The organism is Marisediminitalea lipolytica (genome assembly GCF_001758465.1).
GTDB lineage: Bacteria > Pseudomonadota > Gammaproteobacteria > Enterobacterales > Alteromonadaceae > Alteromonas > Alteromonas lipolytica.
In genome coordinates this window covers 1-18,650 of sequence record NZ_MJIC01000002.1, presented here as the reverse complement: position 1 = coordinate 18,650, position 18,650 = coordinate 1, and the positions used below count along the sequence as shown (strand labels likewise).

Below are 18,650 nucleotides of genomic sequence, written 5' to 3'. Positions count from 1 at the left end.
GGAAATCGACTAGCTCGATTAATCGAGTCATTCACCTTTGTTATTTTTAATTAGAATGCGTGAAGTTGCTGATCCTTGGGGCGCTAAGCTGAGTATTAAAATTAACACCGCTATTATTCCGTTGCCGAAAAACTTTTTTATGCGTGATTTTTATCATCGTAGAAAATGCTAAAATGCTTTTAAAATAAACAGGTTAAAAATATTTTAGAATATGGCTTTTCGTCAGATGGTATACGATTTTAATAGTCGCTCTGGCGATTTCTGCAGCGGTGTTCTATAGTAAAAGAGCGTAGTAGTTAAAACAGGGGATGAACAATGAATGCGTTTAAACGATTCTTCAAGCGAGCACATCCATATACTGTTGCCTGGTATTTAGGTCGAAAAAACACACAAAAAATATTCGGCTGTAAGATTAAGAAAAAATCTCAATTGCTTGATGAGCGGCTCGATGAATCACATGGGTGAGTGCTGGCTCAAAAGTAAAAAGGCTCCTTAGCAGGAGCCTTTTTCGTTGCAGCTGGTTTATGGCTGACAAACCTTTTCGCCCTGACCTGATGTCCATTTCAGGGCATCTTTAATCAGTGTGATGTTCTCTGGCACATCATACATTTCTTCGCGGTGGCCAATAGCGGTGTACATTGCCCGGCCTGCTTCAACGCAGTGTTTCCAGGCGATAGGGTGCACGCCCCCCATTGCCAGATTACCCGGCTTATAGCTGGATTCATCAATGGTAATCACGTATTCCACACCATCCAGGTCAGGTTCTGCGGCAAAAGAGTACCACTCGTCCTTAACAGACCAGTGCTCAGGCAGAGACTCTGCAATGTGGGCTGAGTTTTCGTGCGTTGTCAGCGTTGCCTGCTGAAACTGCGGCTCCATCGGGTGACCAATAAACTGCACGCCTAACAGCGCATCCCGGTACCATTCCCAGAAATAAATGGAATCACCGCCTGATGCATGCACACCAAGAAAACCACCACCGTTATTGATGTAGTCTTCAAAGGCTGCCCGTTGCGACAAGGTCAGGGTATCACCACTAACGTTATTCCATACCACCACGTCAAACTGCGACAGGTTATTCGCATTGAACGCGCCGCCATTGGCAGTTACGGTTACGCCATAACCCATCTCTTTGGACATCCGGGTTAATGCTTCCGTCGCCGCTGTAACAGAGCGGCCATGGTCATAGCCGTTAATTTTCTGGAACACCAACACCTGTACCTGCGAGTCATCAACGGTAAAGTACTGAGGCTCGGCGTCAAAGCGCGCACAGCGGGCTGCTTTAACTTCTTCAGTGACGGGTAGTGCGCTGAGCTCAGCATCCAGTTCGGCTAGCCGTGGTTTGGCTGGATCGGCACGTTCAATAAGTTGTTCAAGCGTCAGAATCGTCGCAAAAGACGGCATTTTTTCGCTGAGCAACCAGGCCGGCAGCACTTCAAAAAGCCCCGGATAGTATTTTTCGGTGATCGCTCTGGCTTCAGGGCGGGTCATCACGTCATAGGCTGGCAGTTGCACGCTGAACGGTGTTTCGCGTAACACACAATCGGCAACCGGGGTATCGCCGGCCTGAGCTGCCTGGGCGGTGAACAGGTTCGCCGACAGCAGTGCTGCTGTAAGTACAGTGCGATTAAATAAAGACTTCATATTCATAGCAAATTACCAGGGCCAGACCGTTGTCCAGGCTTTATCGCCTTTGTTGTAAGGGATGTCGTAGTAGCCACCAGGCACATCCGCATGACGAAGCACCTTAGTTCCGCCCACTTTTGAAGAGAAAAAGCCAAAAATAATCAGCTGTTTCATCAGGGTAAAATAGTGCGGTTGACCCGTGAACTGCTCGCCTTTCCACTGCCCGCTTTCACCTTTGTTAAACGCGATGGCTTCTGCATCGATGGCCGTGATCAGATCATTCTTCTGGGTTGTGCCAAGCGTCGCGAAAGGCTTGCCATACAAGGTCTTGCTGCGTGCTTCGATATCGGCAAAACCAGCCTCAAATAACTGCTGTTGCTGTTCATCATAGCACTCGCGGATCATGCCAATAAAAAACGGCGGAACGCCTGCGTCCTTGGCTCCCGGAGTATCAGTGCGTGGTATTACGGTTTCGCACAGTTCAGTGATCAGGGCAACAGTCGCGTCGTCAAAACCGGCTTTGCTAACAGGTACCAGAGCAGGCTGTTCCTGCCATACCGCCAGCGCCGGGGCATTGACTAAACCGGCACCCGTTGAGGCTGCAATCAGTTTTAACAGCGTACGACGGTCCATGGTTGTGTGAGTATGGTTAGCCATTACAGATTCCCCCGCTTTAATTCTTCTACGGCAAAGTCTGCTGCCCGTGCCGTTAAGGCCATGTAGGTCAGCGATGGGTTAACACAGGATGATGAGGTCATACAGGCACCATCGGTAACAAAGACGTTAGGCGCATCCCAGACCTGGTTGTGCTTATTAAGCACTGAGGTTTTCGGATCCCGACCCATGCGAGCCGTGCCCATTTCGTGAATACCTTTACCCATGTGGTAAGTGGATTCCCAGGCCTGCGCATTTTTAAGGCCGATGCTTTCAAACATTTCCACGATGTCTTCTTTCATCGCCTTACGCATTTTGATTTCGTTGTCGCGGATCTTGGCATCCATTTCCAGCACTGGCAGTCCCCAGGCGTCGGTAACGGTTTTGCTCAGGCTGACCTTGTTGCGATGATCCGGCAGAATTTCACCAAAACCTACTGCACGCATGGTCCATTTGCCTGGTTCGCTCAGGGTTTCTTTCAGGTTAGCGCCAATACCCATGCCGTCAGAATCACGGCTGAAGTTTTCCCGGTCTGAATAGCCCTGGAAACCAAAACCACGTAGGAAGTCACGTTTATCGCTACCCCAGTTGGCAAAACGCGGAATATACAAACCGGTAGGGCGACGACCATAAACGTATTTGTCCAGGTGACCCGGAATGTCGGCGGTACCACCCAGCATGTAGTGGTGGTCCATCACGTTATGACCCAGTTCACCCGAGCTCGAACCCAGACCGTTATCCCAAACGTCGCGGGCAGAGTTCATCAGGATCCACGCGGAGTTAAGGGTTGAGGCATTGAGGAAAACAATTTTGCTTTTATAAACAATGGTCTCTTTGGTTTCGGCATCGACTATCTCAACGCCGGTGACGCGCTTGCTGTCTTTATCGTAAATCAGTTCTTTCACAATAGACATTGGGCGTAGCGTCAGGTTGCCGGTTTTCAGTGCGGCAGGCAGCGTGGCAGACTGGGTGCTGAAGTAACCGCCCCATGGGCAACCGGTCCAGCATTTATCGCGGTTCTGACACTTACCACGACCTTGTTCCGGACGATGCTCGGTAATGTGTGCCGTCCGGCCCATGATCATGTGACGTTCGCCTTTGTATTGCTTTTTAAGGCGTGCCGCGAGATCTTTTTCAACGGCATTCATAGCAAATGCCGGTAAGAATTCACCGTCGGGTAATACATCCAGGCCGTCTTTGTTACCGGAAATACCGGCAAACTTTTCAACGTAGCTGTACCATGGAGCAATATCGTCGTAACGGATAGGCCAGTCTACCGCGATGCCTTCTTTTCCGTTAGCTTCGAAGTCTTCCGGGTTTAACCGGTAGGTCTGACGACCCCATAATAATGAACGACCACCCACCTGATAAGCACGAAACCACTGAAAAGGCTCTTTTTCCACGTAGGGTGAAGTCTGGTGGCTGGCCCATGCGCCCATGGTTACCTCGTTGAAAGGGTAACCTTTACCACGTGCCATAACCGGTTCGGCTGCCAGCGCTTCTTCGCTGGGACGGCCATGATGGGGGTAATCCCACAGATTCTTATTGGTGTTGGTATAGTCCTTAACATGCTCGACGTTTTCGCCACGTTCCAGCATTAAAACTTTTAAGCCTTTTTCGGTGAGCTCTTTGGCAGCCCAGCCGCCGCTTATTCCAGAGCCAATGACGATGGCGTCATAAGTGTTATTAACCATTACTACCTCACTGCTAATTGCGGTGGCAAATCGTCCGCCGCTAATTGTTAGGGTGCTTAACTAATTGGCTAAAGATACTCCTCAGCGGGCTTAATTTGAAGTAAAAAAAGACAAAAATTAACATTTTTTTATCACATGCCGTGCCTGAACTCAGACAGAAAAAGGGCTGCAGCGTAGTGCAGCCCCCTTGTGTTTCTTCATTAACAATTGATCTTAAAGAAAATGTTACCAGGGAAAAAAGACCGGTATTAAGAAATAACAGCACACAAATACCCAAATCAGCATGGGGGTACCAAGCTTGATAAAATCCATAAAGCGGTACTTACCCGGCTCAACAATCAGGGTAATGATAGGAGAAGCGATGGGGGTCATAAAAGCCGCTGAAGCTGCAAACAGCACGGTCATTGCCAGCGGATAGGGCGAGACGCCCAACTGCTCGGCGACGCTGATAGCAATCGGCGCCATCAGAACGGCTGATGCCGTGTTTGACAGAATATTGGTGAGTAATGCGGTAATGGCAAACAGTAATACCAGCAGGGTTTGCGGTGACGCTTCGGCGGCGGGGCCAACCAGGCTGTTTACAATCAGATCGGTGCCGCCGGTTTTTTGCAAGGCGTCGGCCAGGGGTAACATACCGGCCAGCAGCACCAGGCTTTGCCAGTGAATGGAGCGGTAAGCTTCGGCTGCGGTTAAACAGCGGGTTACCACAGCAGCAATGACAGAAAGTAACACGGCGGCAACCAGCGGCATCCAGTTAAATACTGAACTCAGTACCATAAAAGCAGTAATGGCGAGGGCCACCGGCATACGCCTGAAAGCGGGCACAACATCCGCAGCTTCGGCTGGTGTTTCCAGCACCACAAAGTCATGGTTTTGTCGCTGGAGCTGCAAAATTTTGGCCCAGGGACCGGTGACCAACAGGCAGTCAGAGGCTTGCAAAGACTGATTCTGATAATTTTCCAGTGACTGACGGTTACGCCGCACGCCAAATACATCCAGGCCGTAGTGGTCGCGAAATTTCGCTTCGCGGACTGACTTACCAATTAATTTGGATTCTGGGTGTATAAGCACACTCTCGGCACCAAATTCCCAGCTGCGGTATTTGGTTTCCAGCTGTGACGGATGAAAAGGCATCAGGCCGACTTCCATTTCTACCCGTTTATGGTGTTCCGGCGGAATAGCTACATGCAGTACATCACCAGCGTGTAATACGATATCCGGCGATACGCCGGCTTTTAATTCACGCCAGCCACGTACTCGCTGAGACAGGTCGAGAATACGAATGCCGTAGCTGTCGTATAAGCCGCTTTGGGCAATAGTTTTACTGTGTAACGGCGATTCTTCATCGATACGCAGGTAAACCAGTTCGCGATTTACCCGGTAATCATCCCACAGCGCCTTAATAGACCGCTGGGCAGACTGCACTTCTGACTTGCCATTGTTGGGTAACCATTTGCGACCGATGTACAGCATGTAAATCATCAGGCCCCCCAGAACGATTAAACCGGGTGCGGTAAAAGTAAAAAAGCCCAGCGGCGCATAGCCCTGAGCGCCCAGTTCTCCGCTAATTACCAGATTGGGTGGGGTGGCAATAAGGGTGAGCATACCGCTGACCAGCGCAGCATAGGACATAGGCAGTAGCAGCTGACTGGCGCTGTTACCGGTTTGCTTGGCGATCCGCATAACAATGGGAATGAAAATCGCGACCACGGCAGTAGAGCTCATCACCGCACTCAATAAGGCGCTGGCGATCATTAACATAATCAGTAATTTATTAATGGAGCTATGACTATGCTGGCCTATCCAGTCGCCCACAAAACGGGCCACGCCGGTGCGTTCTAGCATTTCACCCACTACCAGCAAGGCTGCAATAAGCACCACGACCGAATTGCCAAAACCGGCCAGTGACTCTTTCACCGACAATACGTCGCCCAGCATCAGGGCCAGAACGACCAGAATAGCGATCATATCGTAGCGAACACGATTACTGGCCATTAACAGCGCTGCCAGACCTATAACGACAAATACATACTGAGCATGCCAGGCATGCGGAATTGAAAACATGGGGAACTCCCGAGACACAAACCCTGTGAAGCCGAGAACAGAGAAGATAATTTGTATGATTAGAATACTTAATTAAATGGCGGAAAAACAGTGCCCTGGATCAAAGAAAACACAACTTCTCGCTACGCAGGTTAGTCGAGAACGAAAAACAGCGTAACCGGCACAACCACCAGGCTGGCAATGTTGCCCAGTAAAACAATCGATGCCACTGTATGCGGATTCTGCTGGTAACGCTCGGCCAGCATAAAGTTAAGTACCGCCGGCGGTAAAACCGAAAACAGCACAAAATAGGCCGTGTGTTCAGCAGATAAACCGGCCAGCATGGCAAAAGGATAAGCCACCACAAAACCGGTAAAAGGGGCAAACAAGCCCCAGAATAACCCCGAACGCCATTGGGAAAAATCCACATCGGTCATTCGTACACCCAGGGCAAACAGCATCAGCGGAATAGAGATTTGCCCCAGCATATCGATAGGCGTACTGGCCCATACCGGTAACGTCCAGCCTGACAGACTCCAGGCCAGACCGGCAGCGGTAGCCATCACTAATGGGTTAGTCGCCAGCGTTTTAAACTGGGCTTTGTCGTGCAGGATGTAAACACCAAGTGAGAAATGCAGCAATGTGCTGACCAAAAACATGGCAATGGCAGCACTTAAACCGGCTTCACCAAATGCCAGCAACGCTAAGGGCAAGCCCAGGTTACCGCAGTTATTGAACATAGTGGGCGGAGCAAATGTCCTGGGGGCCAGCCCTAACCATTTACAAACCGGCAATGCCAGTAGTCCGGAGCCGACAACCATTAACAGCGTACCTAGCATCAGGTCGGTATAGCTGAATAAATCAAAGGATTTACCAGCCATCACAGAAAAAATCAGGGCCGGTACAAAGATGTCGATGTTGATACGGTTGGCCACCCCCATGTCGGAATCGGTTTTACGCGCATACAAAAAGCCCACCAGTACCATCGCGAACAATGGGAATACGGTTGAGAAAATTCTTTCGATAACAGGAAGTAATGCGCTGGTGTCTGACATTGGGTACCTACACTGACAAGAGACTTTACAGACTACCCGTGAAGTTGGTGTTCCACCATCACTATTGCGACCAGTGATGGGATTTGCGCGAAGACGCTACTGGGGTTACAGGCTAAGGCAAGAGGTTCCGGGGTTATTGGCAAATTGCCCCGTATAAACTGGTGGTTTATAGGGCTGGATCAATTTTAACAGCCACCATGCGCACTATGATGTCATTCTACCAATCATGTTTTGGCAGCCAACCAGAGATTTCGAATACAAAAGGTATTTTTTGCTGGTAAGGCTGCCAATCAATAGACGACTAAAAATGGCGCGACTTGAGAACTTAAATATATCGCAACGGGTGGCCAACGAGTTAGGTAAGGCAATTGTTGCCGGCGTTTACAGTCAGGACCAGGCGGTACCTACAGAGGCTCAGTTAGGTAACGAATATGGCATTAGCCGCACTGCTGTGCGCGAGGCCGTGAAAATGCTAACCGCTAAAGGCCTGATATCGTCCCGCCCCCGGCAGGGAATTCGGGTGGAACCGGTGGAAAACTGGAATCTTTTTGATAGCAGCGTATTAAGCTGGATTTATCAAAGTCGCCCTTCCTTAGCGCTACTCAAAGAGTTTTTGCAGATGCGCCTGGCAATTGAGCCCCAGGCCGCGGCTCTAGCTGCGAAGTGCCAGCCACCCTTAGCGCTTGAGAAAATTGACAGTGCGCTCGCCGCAATGGACAGTGCAGCACAAGCTAATCTCCCCATGATGGCCAGCGATGGCGAATTTCATGCGGCCATACTGCTGGCCAGTGGTAACCGGTTTTTCTGTCAGTTGCAGGATTTTATCCGCACGGCAAATAATGTGGGTCATCAGAATGCCTGTGAGCCACCGCATAGCCTGACTACTATCGTCGCTGATCACCGCAACATATGTCAGGCCATCACCAGCGGCGATGCTGAGCTTGCCCGTAGCAGAATGACCGCCCTGATCACCGAGCTCATGGACAGGATCGACGTTAAACTGAGAGAGTCTTGCCCGGCTGACTAGTGCGTTTACCGATAGCGTTATCAGTTAAACCACATTTTTAAAATTCACAAAACGGGGCTTCATACCTGTTTTATCAACTGCTTATCCGTTCGGGCTGCCGGCTTGAGTCAGCGGATTTGATCACAGTAAACCCCATAATGATTTACATCCCGGTTAAAACATTAGAAAATAGGGTAAACGTTTACCCTTGGTTAACACATCAGGAATATTGCATGTCTTCTTTTGAACCGTCTGATCATCCGCATCGTCGTTATAACCCTCTGTTGGGGGAGTGGGTGCTGGTATCTCCGCATCGGGCAAAGCGCCCCTGGCAAGGTCAGCAGGATGAGCCCGACCAGTCTGTTTTACCGGCTTACGATGAAAGCTGTTATCTGTGTCCCGGAAATACCCGGGTGAATGGTGAGGTGAATCCGAGCTACCAGGGGACCTTCGTTTTTACCAACGATTTTGCGGCACTGCAGCCGGATACGCCGGCTTCTGCAAACAGTGACCCTCTGTTTCGCTATCAGTCTGAACAAGGCGAGAGCCGGGTTATTTGTTTTTCGCCGGATCACAGCAAAACACTGCCATTACTCAACGATGAAGAGCGTGAGCAGGTGGTCAACTGTTGGATGGCGCAAACCGCCGAGCTGAGTCAGCAATATACCTGGGTACAGGTATTTGAAAACAAAGGCGCGATGATGGGATGTTCTAATCCTCATCCCCATGGTCAGGTATGGGCGCAGCGTCACCTGCCAACACAGGCTCTGAAGAAAGCGGCTAACTTTAGCGACTACTACGCGACTCACCAGCGTTCGTTATTGCTTGATTATGCCGAGCGTGAAGCGGCCCTGGACGAGCGGGTGGTGTGCATCAACGATGACTGGCTGGTGGTGGTGCCTTACTGGGCTGCCTGGCCATTTGAAACCTTATTGCTACCGCGCTTTGCGGTATCTTCACTGGCCGGAATAAGTGCCAGTCAGGCGGCTTCCCTGGCACAAATTGTGGGTGAGATAACCACCCGTTACGACAACCTGTTTACCACCTCTTTTCCGTACTCAATGGGTTGGCATAGCCAGCCATTTGATGGCGAAGCGCACCCAGAGTGGGGATTACACGCGCATTTCTTCCCGCCGCTGTTGCGTTCTGCCAGTGTCAGAAAGTTTATGGTGGGATACGAAATGATGGCCGAAGCTCAGCGTGACCTGACCCCTGAGCAAGCGGCAGAACGCTTAAAAGTACTTTCAACAACGCATTATAAAAAGGCCGGCCAATGACACCTGCTGAGATTTCTTCTTTATTTACTACCCACTTTGACGCCGAACCTGAAGCTGTTGCACATGCGCCGGGCCGGGTGAACCTGATTGGTGAACATACCGATTACAATCAGGGGTTCGTGTTTCCTGCTGCCATCAACTTCGGCACCGATATTGCCGCGGCTAAACGCAGTGATCGGATTATCGAAATCGTCGCCGTAGACTATGACAACCAGCGTTGCGCGTTTTCCCTGGACGCTATTGAGCATCGGGCTGAACCAGGCTGGTTAAACTACGTAAAGGGAGTCTGCTTAGCGCTGTTGGCTAAATGCCCGCAGTTGGGCGGGGCGAATCTGGTGGTAACCGGCAATGTACCACAGGGAGCAGGGTTAAGTTCGTCGGCCTCTTTTGAGATTGCCATCATCGCCGCCCTGAGCAAATTGTATCAGCTGGATATTGACGGTGTGCAGGCTGCACTGTTGGGGCAGCAGGCCGAAAATGACTTTGTTGGCTGTTCCTGCGGCATTATGGATCAGCTTATTTCCGCCTTAGGTAAACAGGGTAAGGCAATGCTGCTGGATTGCCAGGACTTATCCCAGCGCTTTATCGAGCTGCCGGACGATTACGCTATTATGATCGTAAACTCCAATGTAAAGCGTGGCCTGGTGGACAGCGAATACAATGTACGCCGCGAACAATGTGAAGCGGCTGCTCGCAAGATGGGCTGTAACAGCCTGCGCGAGGCTACTTTAGTATTGCTGGAATCGCACAAGGCGGCTTTGTCTGAAGACGAGTACAAACGTGCCCGCCATGTTATTACCGAAAATGACCGCACCGAAGCGATGTTTGCGGCGCTCGGTCAGCGTGATATTGCCCGGGTTAGTCAACTGATGGGGCAGTCACACGACTCCATGCGTGATGATTTCGAAATTACCGTGCCAGCCATTGATACACTGGTTGAAATTATTCAGCAGGAAGTGGGTGAATCCGGTGGCGCAAGAATGACCGGAGGCGGTTTTGGCGGATGTGTAGTTGCTTTATTACCAAAAAATTTGCTTTTAGGGGTGACTAAACAGGTAGAAGCCAAGTATTATGCGCAAACTGGGCTGAAACAAACTATTTACATTTGCACTGCTGAACAGGGTGCTTTTGACCAAAATTGTTAATTCGTTGCTCATTTACGTATTAAAATTACAAATCTGTGGGTCGCAACATGAAAATTGAAACTCTCGACATAGCGCTGTTTGCGTTTTATGTCATTGCCTTAATAGGTATCGCGTGGTGGGTTTCCCGTGAAGAAAAAGGACACGAGAAAGATACCAATGATTACTTTTTAGCAGGGTCAAGTTTGCCTTGGTGGGCCATAGGTGCCTCGCTGATTGCCGCCAATATCTCGGCAGAACAAATTATTGGGATGTCGGGTTCTGGCTATATGGTTGGTCTGGCTATCGCTTCCTACGAATGGATGGCGGCAATTACGCTAATCATTGTGGGTAAGTACTTCCTGCCAATCTTCCTTAAACGTAAGATTTACACCATGCCGCAGTTCCTCGAACAGCGTTATGATCACCGTGTACGCATGGTTATGGCAGTGTTCTGGCTGGGTGTGTACGTGTTTGTTAACCTGACTGCGGTACTGTGGTTAGGCGCACTGGCAATCAATACCATTGCTGGCGTAGACCTGATGTATGGCATGGTTTTCCTGGGTATATTCTCGCTGGCTTACTCGCTGTATGGTGGCCTTAAAGCGGTTGCTATGACCGATATTATTCAGGTGGTTCTGCTGGTGGCAGGTGGCTTGTTCCTGTCATACACCGCGCTGAATCTGATAGGCGATGGTAATGGCATACTGGCTGGCTTTGCCACAGTCACCAGTGAATTACCGGAAAAATTCGACATGATTTTAAGCCCGGACAATCCGCATTATATGGATTTACCCGGCCTGTCAGTGCTGATTGGCGGTATGTGGATCATGAACCTGTCTTACTGGGGCTTTAACCAGTACATTATTCAGCGCACCCTGGCTGCTAAGAGCGTGCATGAAGCGCAAAAGGGGATCGTGTTTGCTGCATTCCTTAAAGTGCTAATGCCATTAATAGTGGTATTACCGGGTATTGCTGCGGTGTTACTGGTTCCTGATTTGGAAAAAGCGGATCAGGCCTATCCATCATTGATGACGCTGATGCCGGTTGGTCTTAAAGGCATTATCTTTGCCGCGTTGGTAGCTGCAATTGTGTCTTCACTGGCGTCGATGACCAACAGTGTATCTACCATCTTCACCATGGATATTTACAAAGACCGTAATCCGGGTAAAACCCAGCAACATTACGTTAAAGTTGGCCGTATCGTAAGTCTGCTGGCACTGCTGATTGCCATGGTAGCTGCCAAGCCACTACTGGGACAGTTTGACCAGGCATTCCAGTATATTCAGGAATTCACCGGCTTCTTTACACCGGGTATTGTCGCCCTGTTTGCGCTGGGTATGTTCTGGAAGAAAACTACGGCGAATGCCGGTTTAGTTGCGGCCGTTGGTTCGGCAGTATTTAGCCTGGCTTTCAAACTGTTGTTGCCGGAACTGCCATTTATGGACCGTGTCGGTATCGTGTTCTTACTGTGTGTGGCGCTGGCCGTAGTGATTTCTACCTTTGAAGGTAAAGGCGATCACCCTCACGCGGTTGAATTACGCGACATCGAGTTTAAGACAACCTCAGGATTTAACGCAGCGTCAGTGGCACTGATTATTGTGGTAGCCGTGTTCTATATTACCTGGTGGTAAGCTCATAATATTATGCTAAGCCTCAACCCTGGTTGGGGCTTTTTTTTACCTGTTTTTCACTCCTGTGTTGTTAGTGTTGCTGCATAAACTTACCCGGAGATAACAGATGCACACCAAAATAGCTTATTTACTGGTTTTTTCGGCCCTGGCGCTAATGATTCTGGTGCCCGGCGGTCCTATAGAAAACCGCGACTTTTCCCAGATTTCACCGCTGATTTTAAGCTTGTTTAATCTGTTTTTGACTACTTTGGGGCTGGGCAGTTTTATGTTGGCCTATTTTACCCGGCTACAATACCGCTGGGCGATACTGGGCAGCTGGTTGGCTGCGCTCAGCTATCTGGTGGTTTACGCAGTGGATCTGGCGCGAATTTTTCCAGCTTCACCCACGCCAATGCCAACGTTGTTAGCGCTGGTTGAAGTAGTGGGGATGGCCATGGCGTTACCCATACTTTATTGGTGTAGCCGTTTGTTGTCAGTACCTGAAGTGGGCAGCAAACGGGCAGTGCCAACCCTGCATCTTTCCAAACAGTGGCTGGTCCTCCTACCCATTATTATTGCGATTGCTCTGGCCATTATTGTATTTGCTACACTGGCCGCTATGGGACGCATTCCTGCTTAACGCTGTAAAACCGGCTGTCAGAACAGCTGTTTTTGCGCTGGAACGGCGTAGTCTTTAAGGCAAAACAAGGAGTTAAAAATTGCCTGTGGGCGATTTATTTTTTGCCATAAAAAGGCGCGAGCGCTTGTCAAAAATAAGGTATACTGGCAAGCTTTACACCACACGACGAAGCGCTGAATGCGCTGCTATTACAATAAAAGCGTAAACAGATTTTAGGAGACATCATGGCAACTCGAGGCGTTAACAAAGTCATTCTGGTCGGCAATTTAGGTAACGACCCGGAAGTACGTTACATGCCCAACGGCAACGCCGTTGCCAATTTGAGCCTGGCGACCAGTGAGAGCTGGAAGGACCAGCAAGGTCAGGTACAGGAACGTACAGAATGGCACCGCCTGACCATGTATCGTCGTCTGGCAGAAATTGCCGGCGAATACCTGAAAAAAGGCTCGCAAATTTACGTTGAAGGTAAGTTGCAAACCCGTAAATGGCAGGACCAGCAAGGTCAGGATCGCTATACTACCGAAATCATCGTTGACCAGATGCAAATGCTTGGCGGCCGTGAAGGTGGTCAGGGCGGCCAGGGTGGCGGTTATCAGCAGCGTCCGCAAGGTGGTCAGCAAGGCGGCGGCTACGGTGGCGGCAACCAGAACTATGGCGGCGGCAATCAGGGTGGTTATCAGCAACCTCCACAACAGCAGCGTCCGCAAGGCGGACAAAATCAACAGAAGCCGCCGATGGCAGAGCCTGACTTTGATTTTGATGATGATATTCCGTTCTAACCAAATCCTTTGGTTTGATCAGCAAAAAGCCGCTTAGTCAGCGGCTTTTTTGTGTCTTATGACCAGTACTTTGCTCCTGCCAGCGAGCAAGTCATAGCTCAGGTTTTCATCACCCCTGTGGCTCTGCGAGCCCTGGCTGTGGGACTGCTTTTAACCCATTTGAAAAGGTACATGATCACCAGTTTTGTAACGCCACTGGTGATGGCCAGCAATAGTAATGGCCAGCCGGTTTTAACTCCCATGCTGAGGGCAAAGGCAATGGTGGAAATATCCATGGCAAGAATAAACTGGCTCATTCTTAAGTCGACTGCGCCGGTGTCGCCTGCGTTTACTATGATGCGGATTTGGTGGTAATACCCCTGCGCGATAAGTACCGTCACCAACACAATAAGACTGGTTGAAATGTACTTTCCCTCATCGGTTACGGTTTCTCCAACAAACAGCCCCAGCACCGCTAGTACCAGACAACCGGCAGCCAGGCTCACACTTAAAAGCGCTTGAGATGTTTTCCGGTCCCGCCAGATTTCCAGCAAAATAAGTGCAACCAGCGCTGCTGCACAAAGCCTTGGCCACACAATGTAATGATTGAATGGTTCAATTGAATAGCCATAGGTGAAAAATGAAAGGTAGGCCAGAAAGCTCACGGTAAACTGGTTTAGGGACAGTAACTGTGTTGGACGCTGATTATTTCCCTTTGCTTGCTTTCGTCGCCAGATAGTATTTAGCTGTGAAAATACCCCCGCGAGACTGACCAATATAAACAGGGAATTTACGGTTCCCCAAAAATCGTACCAATTCATGTTTCCTCTCAGTTTAATTGTCGACAATCTGTGGTTATTAAGCCATTTTATGCTTTCTATTGCTACTGTCTTGATTAAATTGTCGACATTGATTGGATTTATGAAAGAAAAATCGATGGGTAATAATATGGTTATTATCACTAACAGCAGCCGCGGAATTGTTGCGCAAGCTGCCTTTGGTGAAGCTGAACAAGGGTTTGCAATGGTGCTTAATTACCAGCACTTTAAGCGTCCCTGTTTTTTGTGCTCGAAAGAAGCGATTAAGGAAATGTCGACAAAATACGGCAGATCGGGAGGTTGCCCAAGCCAATGTGGTTAGCCAGCAATAAGCCCTCTTTTGTTACCGGCAGCTTTATGGATGTAACTGGCCGGTGGTAAAACAAAAAAAGGGAAGCAACCTTGCTTCCCTGAAAGCCTGTATACCTTCGAGGGAGTATACAGGGGGCACATAATGAACCGGGGTAAATTAGTGAGCAGTAAAACCACCTTCTACAGGCAGGGCTATACCCACAATGAATGAAGCAGCATCACTACACAGGAACAGCACGGCAGAAGCGATTTCCTCGGCCTTGCCTAACCGGCCAATGGGCTGACTCGCCGCAATCAGTTCTTCGGTAAGCGCGCCTTCTTCCAGCATGGCTGAAACCATGGGAGTATCAATGGCGCCAGGGCATACCGCGTTAATACGAATACCCGTTGGGGCATATTCCAGCGCCGCTGACTTGGTCATGCCAATTACACCATGCTTAGAGGCGTGGTAAGCTGCCAGTTTTTCCAGTCCAACCAAACCGCCGGTCGATGAACAGTTAACAATAGCGCCTTTGTTCCTGGTTTTCATATAGGCCAGCTCGTGTTTCATACAAGCCCATACACCACGTAAATTAATTGCGTTAACCTTATCGAAATCTTCTGCTTTTTCTTCGGCTGCGCCGGTAGCAGGCACCTGAATACCGGCATTGTTGTAGGCAAAATCAAGGTCGCCAAAAGTGTCTACGGTATTTTTTACCAGTGCAGCCACATTGTCTTCGTTGGTGACATCACAAACAAAAATTTCTGCTTTACCACCATCGGTAACAATGTCGTCCAGTGCTTTGCTTAAAGCCTCTTTGTTAACGTCGGCTAACATGACGGAAGCACCAGCCTTAGCGAATGCCTTGGCAGCAGCCAGTCCCATGCCTGACGCAGCGCCGGTTACCAGGGCGACTTTGCCCGAAAAATCAAAAGTGACGTTCATACTATTCTCCAGATGTAGCACTGTAGCGCTGAGGATTCCAGGCAGTTGCTGGCCGATGCCATGCCAACTGCCTGCGGGCTTATTCAGTCGGGAAGAGTAGAAAGCTGAACAGCCCGGAAACAACGATACAGCAAGTTAATGTTGCTATTGGTACCATTAATTCGGGCTGATGGGTCAGCGAAATAGTCAAAATGCGGTAATGAGATATTCTCATTAATCGCTATCGTAGTTATTTGCGATAGCGCAGGGCGTCGACGACTGCTGTGAATGCAGGTGAGTGATTGTTACGATTAGGGTAGTAAAGGTGATAACCAGGAAAAGGCAGGCACCAGTCTTCCAATACCCTGCTTAACTTGCCTTCTGCCAATGCGTCAGCAAACATGTCCTCAGGTAAAAAGGCCAGCCCAAAACCTTCGATAGCGGCTTTGCGGATCAATATCGGATGATTAAAAATCACCTGGCCACTGGACTTAACGTTGACCTGACGTTTACCGTTGTCCAGTTCCCACTCATAAACGCCGCCCGCGGTTATCATTCGCAAACCGATACATTGGTGCTCGATTAATTCATCTGGTGATGATGGTGTGCCGTGTTTGGCCAGATACTCAGGCGAGGCCACCATTGCCATGCGCATTTCCGGTCCAATTTTAACGGCTATCATGTCTTTCTCCACCGCTTCGCCCAACCGCACGCCGGCATCAAAGCGACTTGAGACAATATTGGTAAATCCGTTATCTACGTTAACCTCCAGATGGATATCCGGATAGTCTTTTAACAGCGGCGAAAGTTTGGGCCACACCAGGTTGTAGGCCGCATGGTCACTGCAACTGATACGGACCATGCCGGCGGGCTTGTCGGTGAGCTCAGAAAGCATTTCCAGTTCGGTATCGATGTCTTCAAAACGGGGAGCGATACGTTGCAATATTCGCTCGCCAGCCTCGGTGGTCGAGACGCTGCGGGTGGTTCGGGTTAACAGGCGAATGCCGAGCCTTTCTTCCAGCGCCCGCATGGAATGGCTGAGCGCCGACTGGGTGACGCCAAGCTTGGCTGCCGCCCGGGTAAAACTGCGTTCTTTGGCTACTGCGATAAACGCCAGAATTTCGTTATAGTTTTCACGCATAAATAGCTAATCCGATAATGTTGTAACAGTGTTTGCGATTAATGAGCCCGATTCATCGGTGTATTATTAACTGCTTTTAATCTAATTGTCTTACCATAGCCGTAAGTTATTACACAGACTAACGAAATTTACCGAGGATACTATGCGAAAAACGTTAAGCGTCATAATGTTACTGATGACTGGCATGGCTGCGGCACAGGCTGCAGGAAAGATGGAAATTACCCCTAATGGTGCGCAAAAAGCCATCACCGGGTCTGACAAGGTTTTTAGCGGCATCAGTGTTGTGACGCCTTTAGTCTCGCCCAACAAAGACTCTAATGTCTCGGCGGCCAACGTGACCTTCGCACCGGGCGCCCGCTCAGCCTGGCACACCCATCCGGCTGGTCAGTTTCTGGTAGTATCCGCCGGCCAGGGTTATGTGCAGGAATGGGGCGAGCCTAAAAAAGTAATTAAAGCGGGTGATGTGGTGTGGACGCCGCCGGGTGTAAAACACTGGCACGGTGCTACCGAAACGACCAGCATGACGCACATGGCAATTCAACAGTTGGTTGAAGGTAAGAATGTTGTGTGGGGCGAAAAAGTTACTGATAAACAATATCACGGCGAGTAGGAGGCACACATGCGAACCCGATTTGGCAAGTTTTACGCAGCCGCAACTACCGGCGCCGCGCTTTCTTTTGGCGCACTTACCGCCAATGCAGGAGAAACAACTATGAGTAATCAGTATGCAGAGCGGGTTGCTCCGCTGGTGCAGAGTAACCAAACCCAACTGCTGGAAGGTCAGCTGTGGCAGCGCGAAGCGCTGTCGGCAAGAGACAGAAGCATTGTTACCCTTTCAGCTTTGATCGCCCGCGGTCAGCTGGATGCCATGCCAGAGATCGTGGAAAAGTCGCTGGACAGTGACGTAAGCCCTGAAGAGATCGCAGAAATAGTTAACCATCTGGCTTTTTACACGGGGTTCGCCAACGCCCGGGCGGCCATCAATACCATTGGCCCGGTTTACGAAGAGCGTAAAATTACGGCTAAGCAGTTACCTTCGGATAAGCTGGAATTGCTGTCTTATGATAAAGAAGCTGAGCAACAGCGCCGGTCATTTGTTAGCAGTAGCTATGGTGAAGTAAGTCCGGGAACCGTAGAATTTACCACCGATGCTCTGTTTATGGACCTGTGGTTAAGACCCGGTCTTGCGCCTCGTGACAGAAGTCTGGCGACGGTCAGTGCGCTGGTCGCAACCGGCCAGGTTGAGCAGGTTAACTTCCACCTTAACAAAGCCATGGACAACGGTCTGACCGAAACCGAAGCAGGGGAAGTTATTACCCAAATCGCCTTTTATTCTGGCTGGCCAAAGGCGTTCTCTGCACTTCCGGTGTTTAAGGACATCTTTGCTAAACGCAGTAAATAACTGGTACACCGATAACCTGAAGCCCGCGTTTTGCGGGCTTTTTTATGTGACCGGTCGCGAAGCGACAGAACACCACGGGTTTACCCGTGGATGAATGAGTCCGAGGCCTGTATGCTACGAAGATGGAAGTTCGAGTCTCATCACATGGTCTATATAGACTTCAATATCACGTCGTCTGGGTAACCAAATACAGGCGTCGGATACTGAAGCCTTTCGTCGTGGAGTATTTGCGCAAAGTGTTGCCGAAGCTGCTTCGAAGTATGCCCGGCGTAACGATAGAGCGAATGGGCTTTGATAATGACCATATGCACATGTTGATGGTCATTCCACCGAAATACTCGATAGCAGAAGTGATGGGTAAACTCAAAGCCCAGTCAGCGTCAAACATGAGAAAGACATTCAAATGGCTAGGAAAGGTCTATTGGAATGAAAATATTGTTTGGTCGCCGGGTTACTTTGTAAGCAGCGTAGGCTTAGACGAGCACACAATACGGAACTACGTTGAGCATCAAGGTCGGAAGGATTCAGATCAGCTCCGAATGGAGCTGTAACAGAAAGAACCCCGGGCATGCCCGGGGGAATCTAT

18 protein-coding genes are annotated in these 18,650 nt (G+C 49.7%); 10 read left to right on the top strand and 8 right to left on the bottom strand.

Going from position 1 to position 18,650, the window contains the following annotated elements; translation table 11 throughout:
* Nucleotides 1-522: 522 nt before the first annotated feature.
* The 5 genes from BFC17_RS00845 to BFC17_RS00825 form a co-directional block, all read right to left on the bottom strand.
* The gene (locus BFC17_RS00845; RefSeq protein WP_070174574.1) at nucleotides 523-1,650 is read right to left on the bottom strand and encodes a ThuA domain-containing protein; all 1,128 of its coding nucleotides are present in this window, start codon (nucleotides 1,648-1,650) and stop codon (nucleotides 523-525) included.
* 6 nt (nucleotides 1,651-1,656) lie between these two features.
* The gene (locus BFC17_RS00840; protein ID WP_083271500.1) at nucleotides 1,657-2,283 is read right to left on the bottom strand and encodes a gluconate 2-dehydrogenase subunit 3 family protein; all 627 of its coding nucleotides are present in this window, start codon (nucleotides 2,281-2,283) and stop codon (nucleotides 1,657-1,659) included.
* A complete protein-coding gene (locus tag BFC17_RS00835) occupies nucleotides 2,283-3,974 on the bottom strand; it encodes a GMC oxidoreductase (protein WP_070174573.1) in 1,692 nt (563 codons plus the stop codon). Before BFC17_RS00835 ends, BFC17_RS00840 begins: the two co-directional genes overlap by 1 nt.
* A 225-nt stretch (nucleotides 3,975-4,199) precedes the next feature.
* A complete protein-coding gene (locus BFC17_RS00830; protein WP_070174572.1) occupies nucleotides 4,200-6,038 on the bottom strand; it encodes an SLC13 family permease in 1,839 nt (612 codons plus the stop codon).
* 131 nt (nucleotides 6,039-6,169) lie between these two features.
* The gene (locus tag BFC17_RS00825) at nucleotides 6,170-7,072 is read right to left on the bottom strand and encodes an AEC family transporter (RefSeq protein WP_070174571.1); all 903 of its coding nucleotides are present in this window, start codon (nucleotides 7,070-7,072) and stop codon (nucleotides 6,170-6,172) included.
* Nucleotides 7,073-7,379: 307 nt separating this feature from the next.
* Between BFC17_RS00825 and BFC17_RS00820 the strand changes: the two genes are divergently transcribed.
* The 6 genes from BFC17_RS00820 (at nucleotide 7,380) to BFC17_RS00795 (ending at nucleotide 13,508) form a co-directional block, all read left to right on the top strand.
* Nucleotides 7,380-8,099 (top strand): FadR/GntR family transcriptional regulator, encoded by a 720-nt coding sequence (locus BFC17_RS00820; protein WP_070174570.1) that lies wholly within the window; start codon nucleotides 7,380-7,382, stop codon nucleotides 8,097-8,099.
* A gap of 212 nt (nucleotides 8,100-8,311) precedes the next feature.
* Nucleotides 8,312-9,355: a UDP-glucose--hexose-1-phosphate uridylyltransferase gene (locus BFC17_RS00815; RefSeq protein WP_070174569.1), complete on the top strand. Its 1,044-nt coding sequence runs from the start codon at nucleotides 8,312-8,314 to the stop codon at nucleotides 9,353-9,355.
* Complete coding sequence (galK, locus tag BFC17_RS00810) at nucleotides 9,352-10,500, top strand: galactokinase (protein ID WP_070174568.1); 1,149 nt, start codon at nucleotides 9,352-9,354, stop codon at nucleotides 10,498-10,500. Before BFC17_RS00815 ends, galK begins: the two co-directional genes overlap by 4 nt.
* A 47-nt stretch (nucleotides 10,501-10,547) precedes the next feature.
* Nucleotides 10,548-12,110 carry a sodium/sugar symporter gene (locus tag BFC17_RS00805; protein WP_070174567.1) on the top strand — a complete coding sequence of 521 codons (1,563 nt, stop codon included), beginning with the start codon at nucleotides 10,548-10,550 and terminating at the stop codon, nucleotides 12,108-12,110.
* A 106-nt stretch (nucleotides 12,111-12,216) separates the two neighbouring features.
* The gene (locus BFC17_RS00800; protein WP_070174566.1) at nucleotides 12,217-12,729 is read left to right on the top strand and encodes a DUF8051 family protein; all 513 of its coding nucleotides are present in this window, start codon (nucleotides 12,217-12,219) and stop codon (nucleotides 12,727-12,729) included.
* A gap of 224 nt (nucleotides 12,730-12,953) precedes the next feature.
* Nucleotides 12,954-13,508, top strand: coding sequence for a single-stranded DNA-binding protein (locus BFC17_RS00795; RefSeq protein ID WP_070174565.1), 555 nt, complete (start codon nucleotides 12,954-12,956; stop codon nucleotides 13,506-13,508).
* Between the two features lie 98 nt (nucleotides 13,509-13,606).
* On the opposite strand, the gene BFC17_RS00790 is transcribed toward BFC17_RS00795, so the two are convergent.
* Nucleotides 13,607-14,308: a hypothetical protein gene (locus BFC17_RS00790; protein ID WP_070174564.1), complete on the bottom strand. Its 702-nt coding sequence runs from the start codon at nucleotides 14,306-14,308 to the stop codon at nucleotides 13,607-13,609.
* A 100-nt stretch (nucleotides 14,309-14,408) separates the two neighbouring features.
* Between BFC17_RS00790 and BFC17_RS00785 the strand changes: the two genes are divergently transcribed.
* Entirely contained in the window at nucleotides 14,409-14,627 is a 219-nt protein-coding gene (locus BFC17_RS00785; RefSeq protein ID WP_139141960.1) for a hypothetical protein, read from the top strand.
* Between the two features lie 147 nt (nucleotides 14,628-14,774).
* Here BFC17_RS00785 and BFC17_RS00780 read toward each other — a convergent pair whose 3' ends face one another.
* The gene (locus tag BFC17_RS00780; RefSeq protein ID WP_070174562.1) at nucleotides 14,775-15,542 is read right to left on the bottom strand and encodes a glucose 1-dehydrogenase; all 768 of its coding nucleotides are present in this window, start codon (nucleotides 15,540-15,542) and stop codon (nucleotides 14,775-14,777) included.
* A gap of 229 nt (nucleotides 15,543-15,771) precedes the next feature.
* Nucleotides 15,772-16,662: a LysR family transcriptional regulator gene (locus tag BFC17_RS00775; protein ID WP_070174561.1), complete on the bottom strand. Its 891-nt coding sequence runs from the start codon at nucleotides 16,660-16,662 to the stop codon at nucleotides 15,772-15,774.
* 142 nt (nucleotides 16,663-16,804) lie between these two features.
* Between BFC17_RS00775 and BFC17_RS00770 the strand changes: the two genes are divergently transcribed.
* From BFC17_RS00770 to tnpA, 3 genes are all read left to right on the top strand, one after another.
* Nucleotides 16,805-17,272 carry a (R)-mandelonitrile lyase gene (locus BFC17_RS00770; protein ID WP_083271499.1) on the top strand — a complete coding sequence of 156 codons (468 nt, stop codon included), beginning with the start codon at nucleotides 16,805-16,807 and terminating at the stop codon, nucleotides 17,270-17,272.
* A gap of 9 nt (nucleotides 17,273-17,281) precedes the next feature.
* On the top strand, nucleotides 17,282-18,064 hold the full coding sequence (locus tag BFC17_RS00765) for a carboxymuconolactone decarboxylase family protein (RefSeq protein ID WP_070174560.1): 783 nt from the start codon (nucleotides 17,282-17,284) through the stop codon (nucleotides 18,062-18,064).
* Nucleotides 18,065-18,186: 122 nt separating this feature from the next.
* Nucleotides 18,187-18,615, top strand: coding sequence for an IS200/IS605 family transposase (gene tnpA / locus BFC17_RS00760; protein WP_070174559.1), 429 nt, complete (start codon nucleotides 18,187-18,189; stop codon nucleotides 18,613-18,615).
* Nucleotides 18,616-18,650 lie beyond the last annotated feature (35 nt).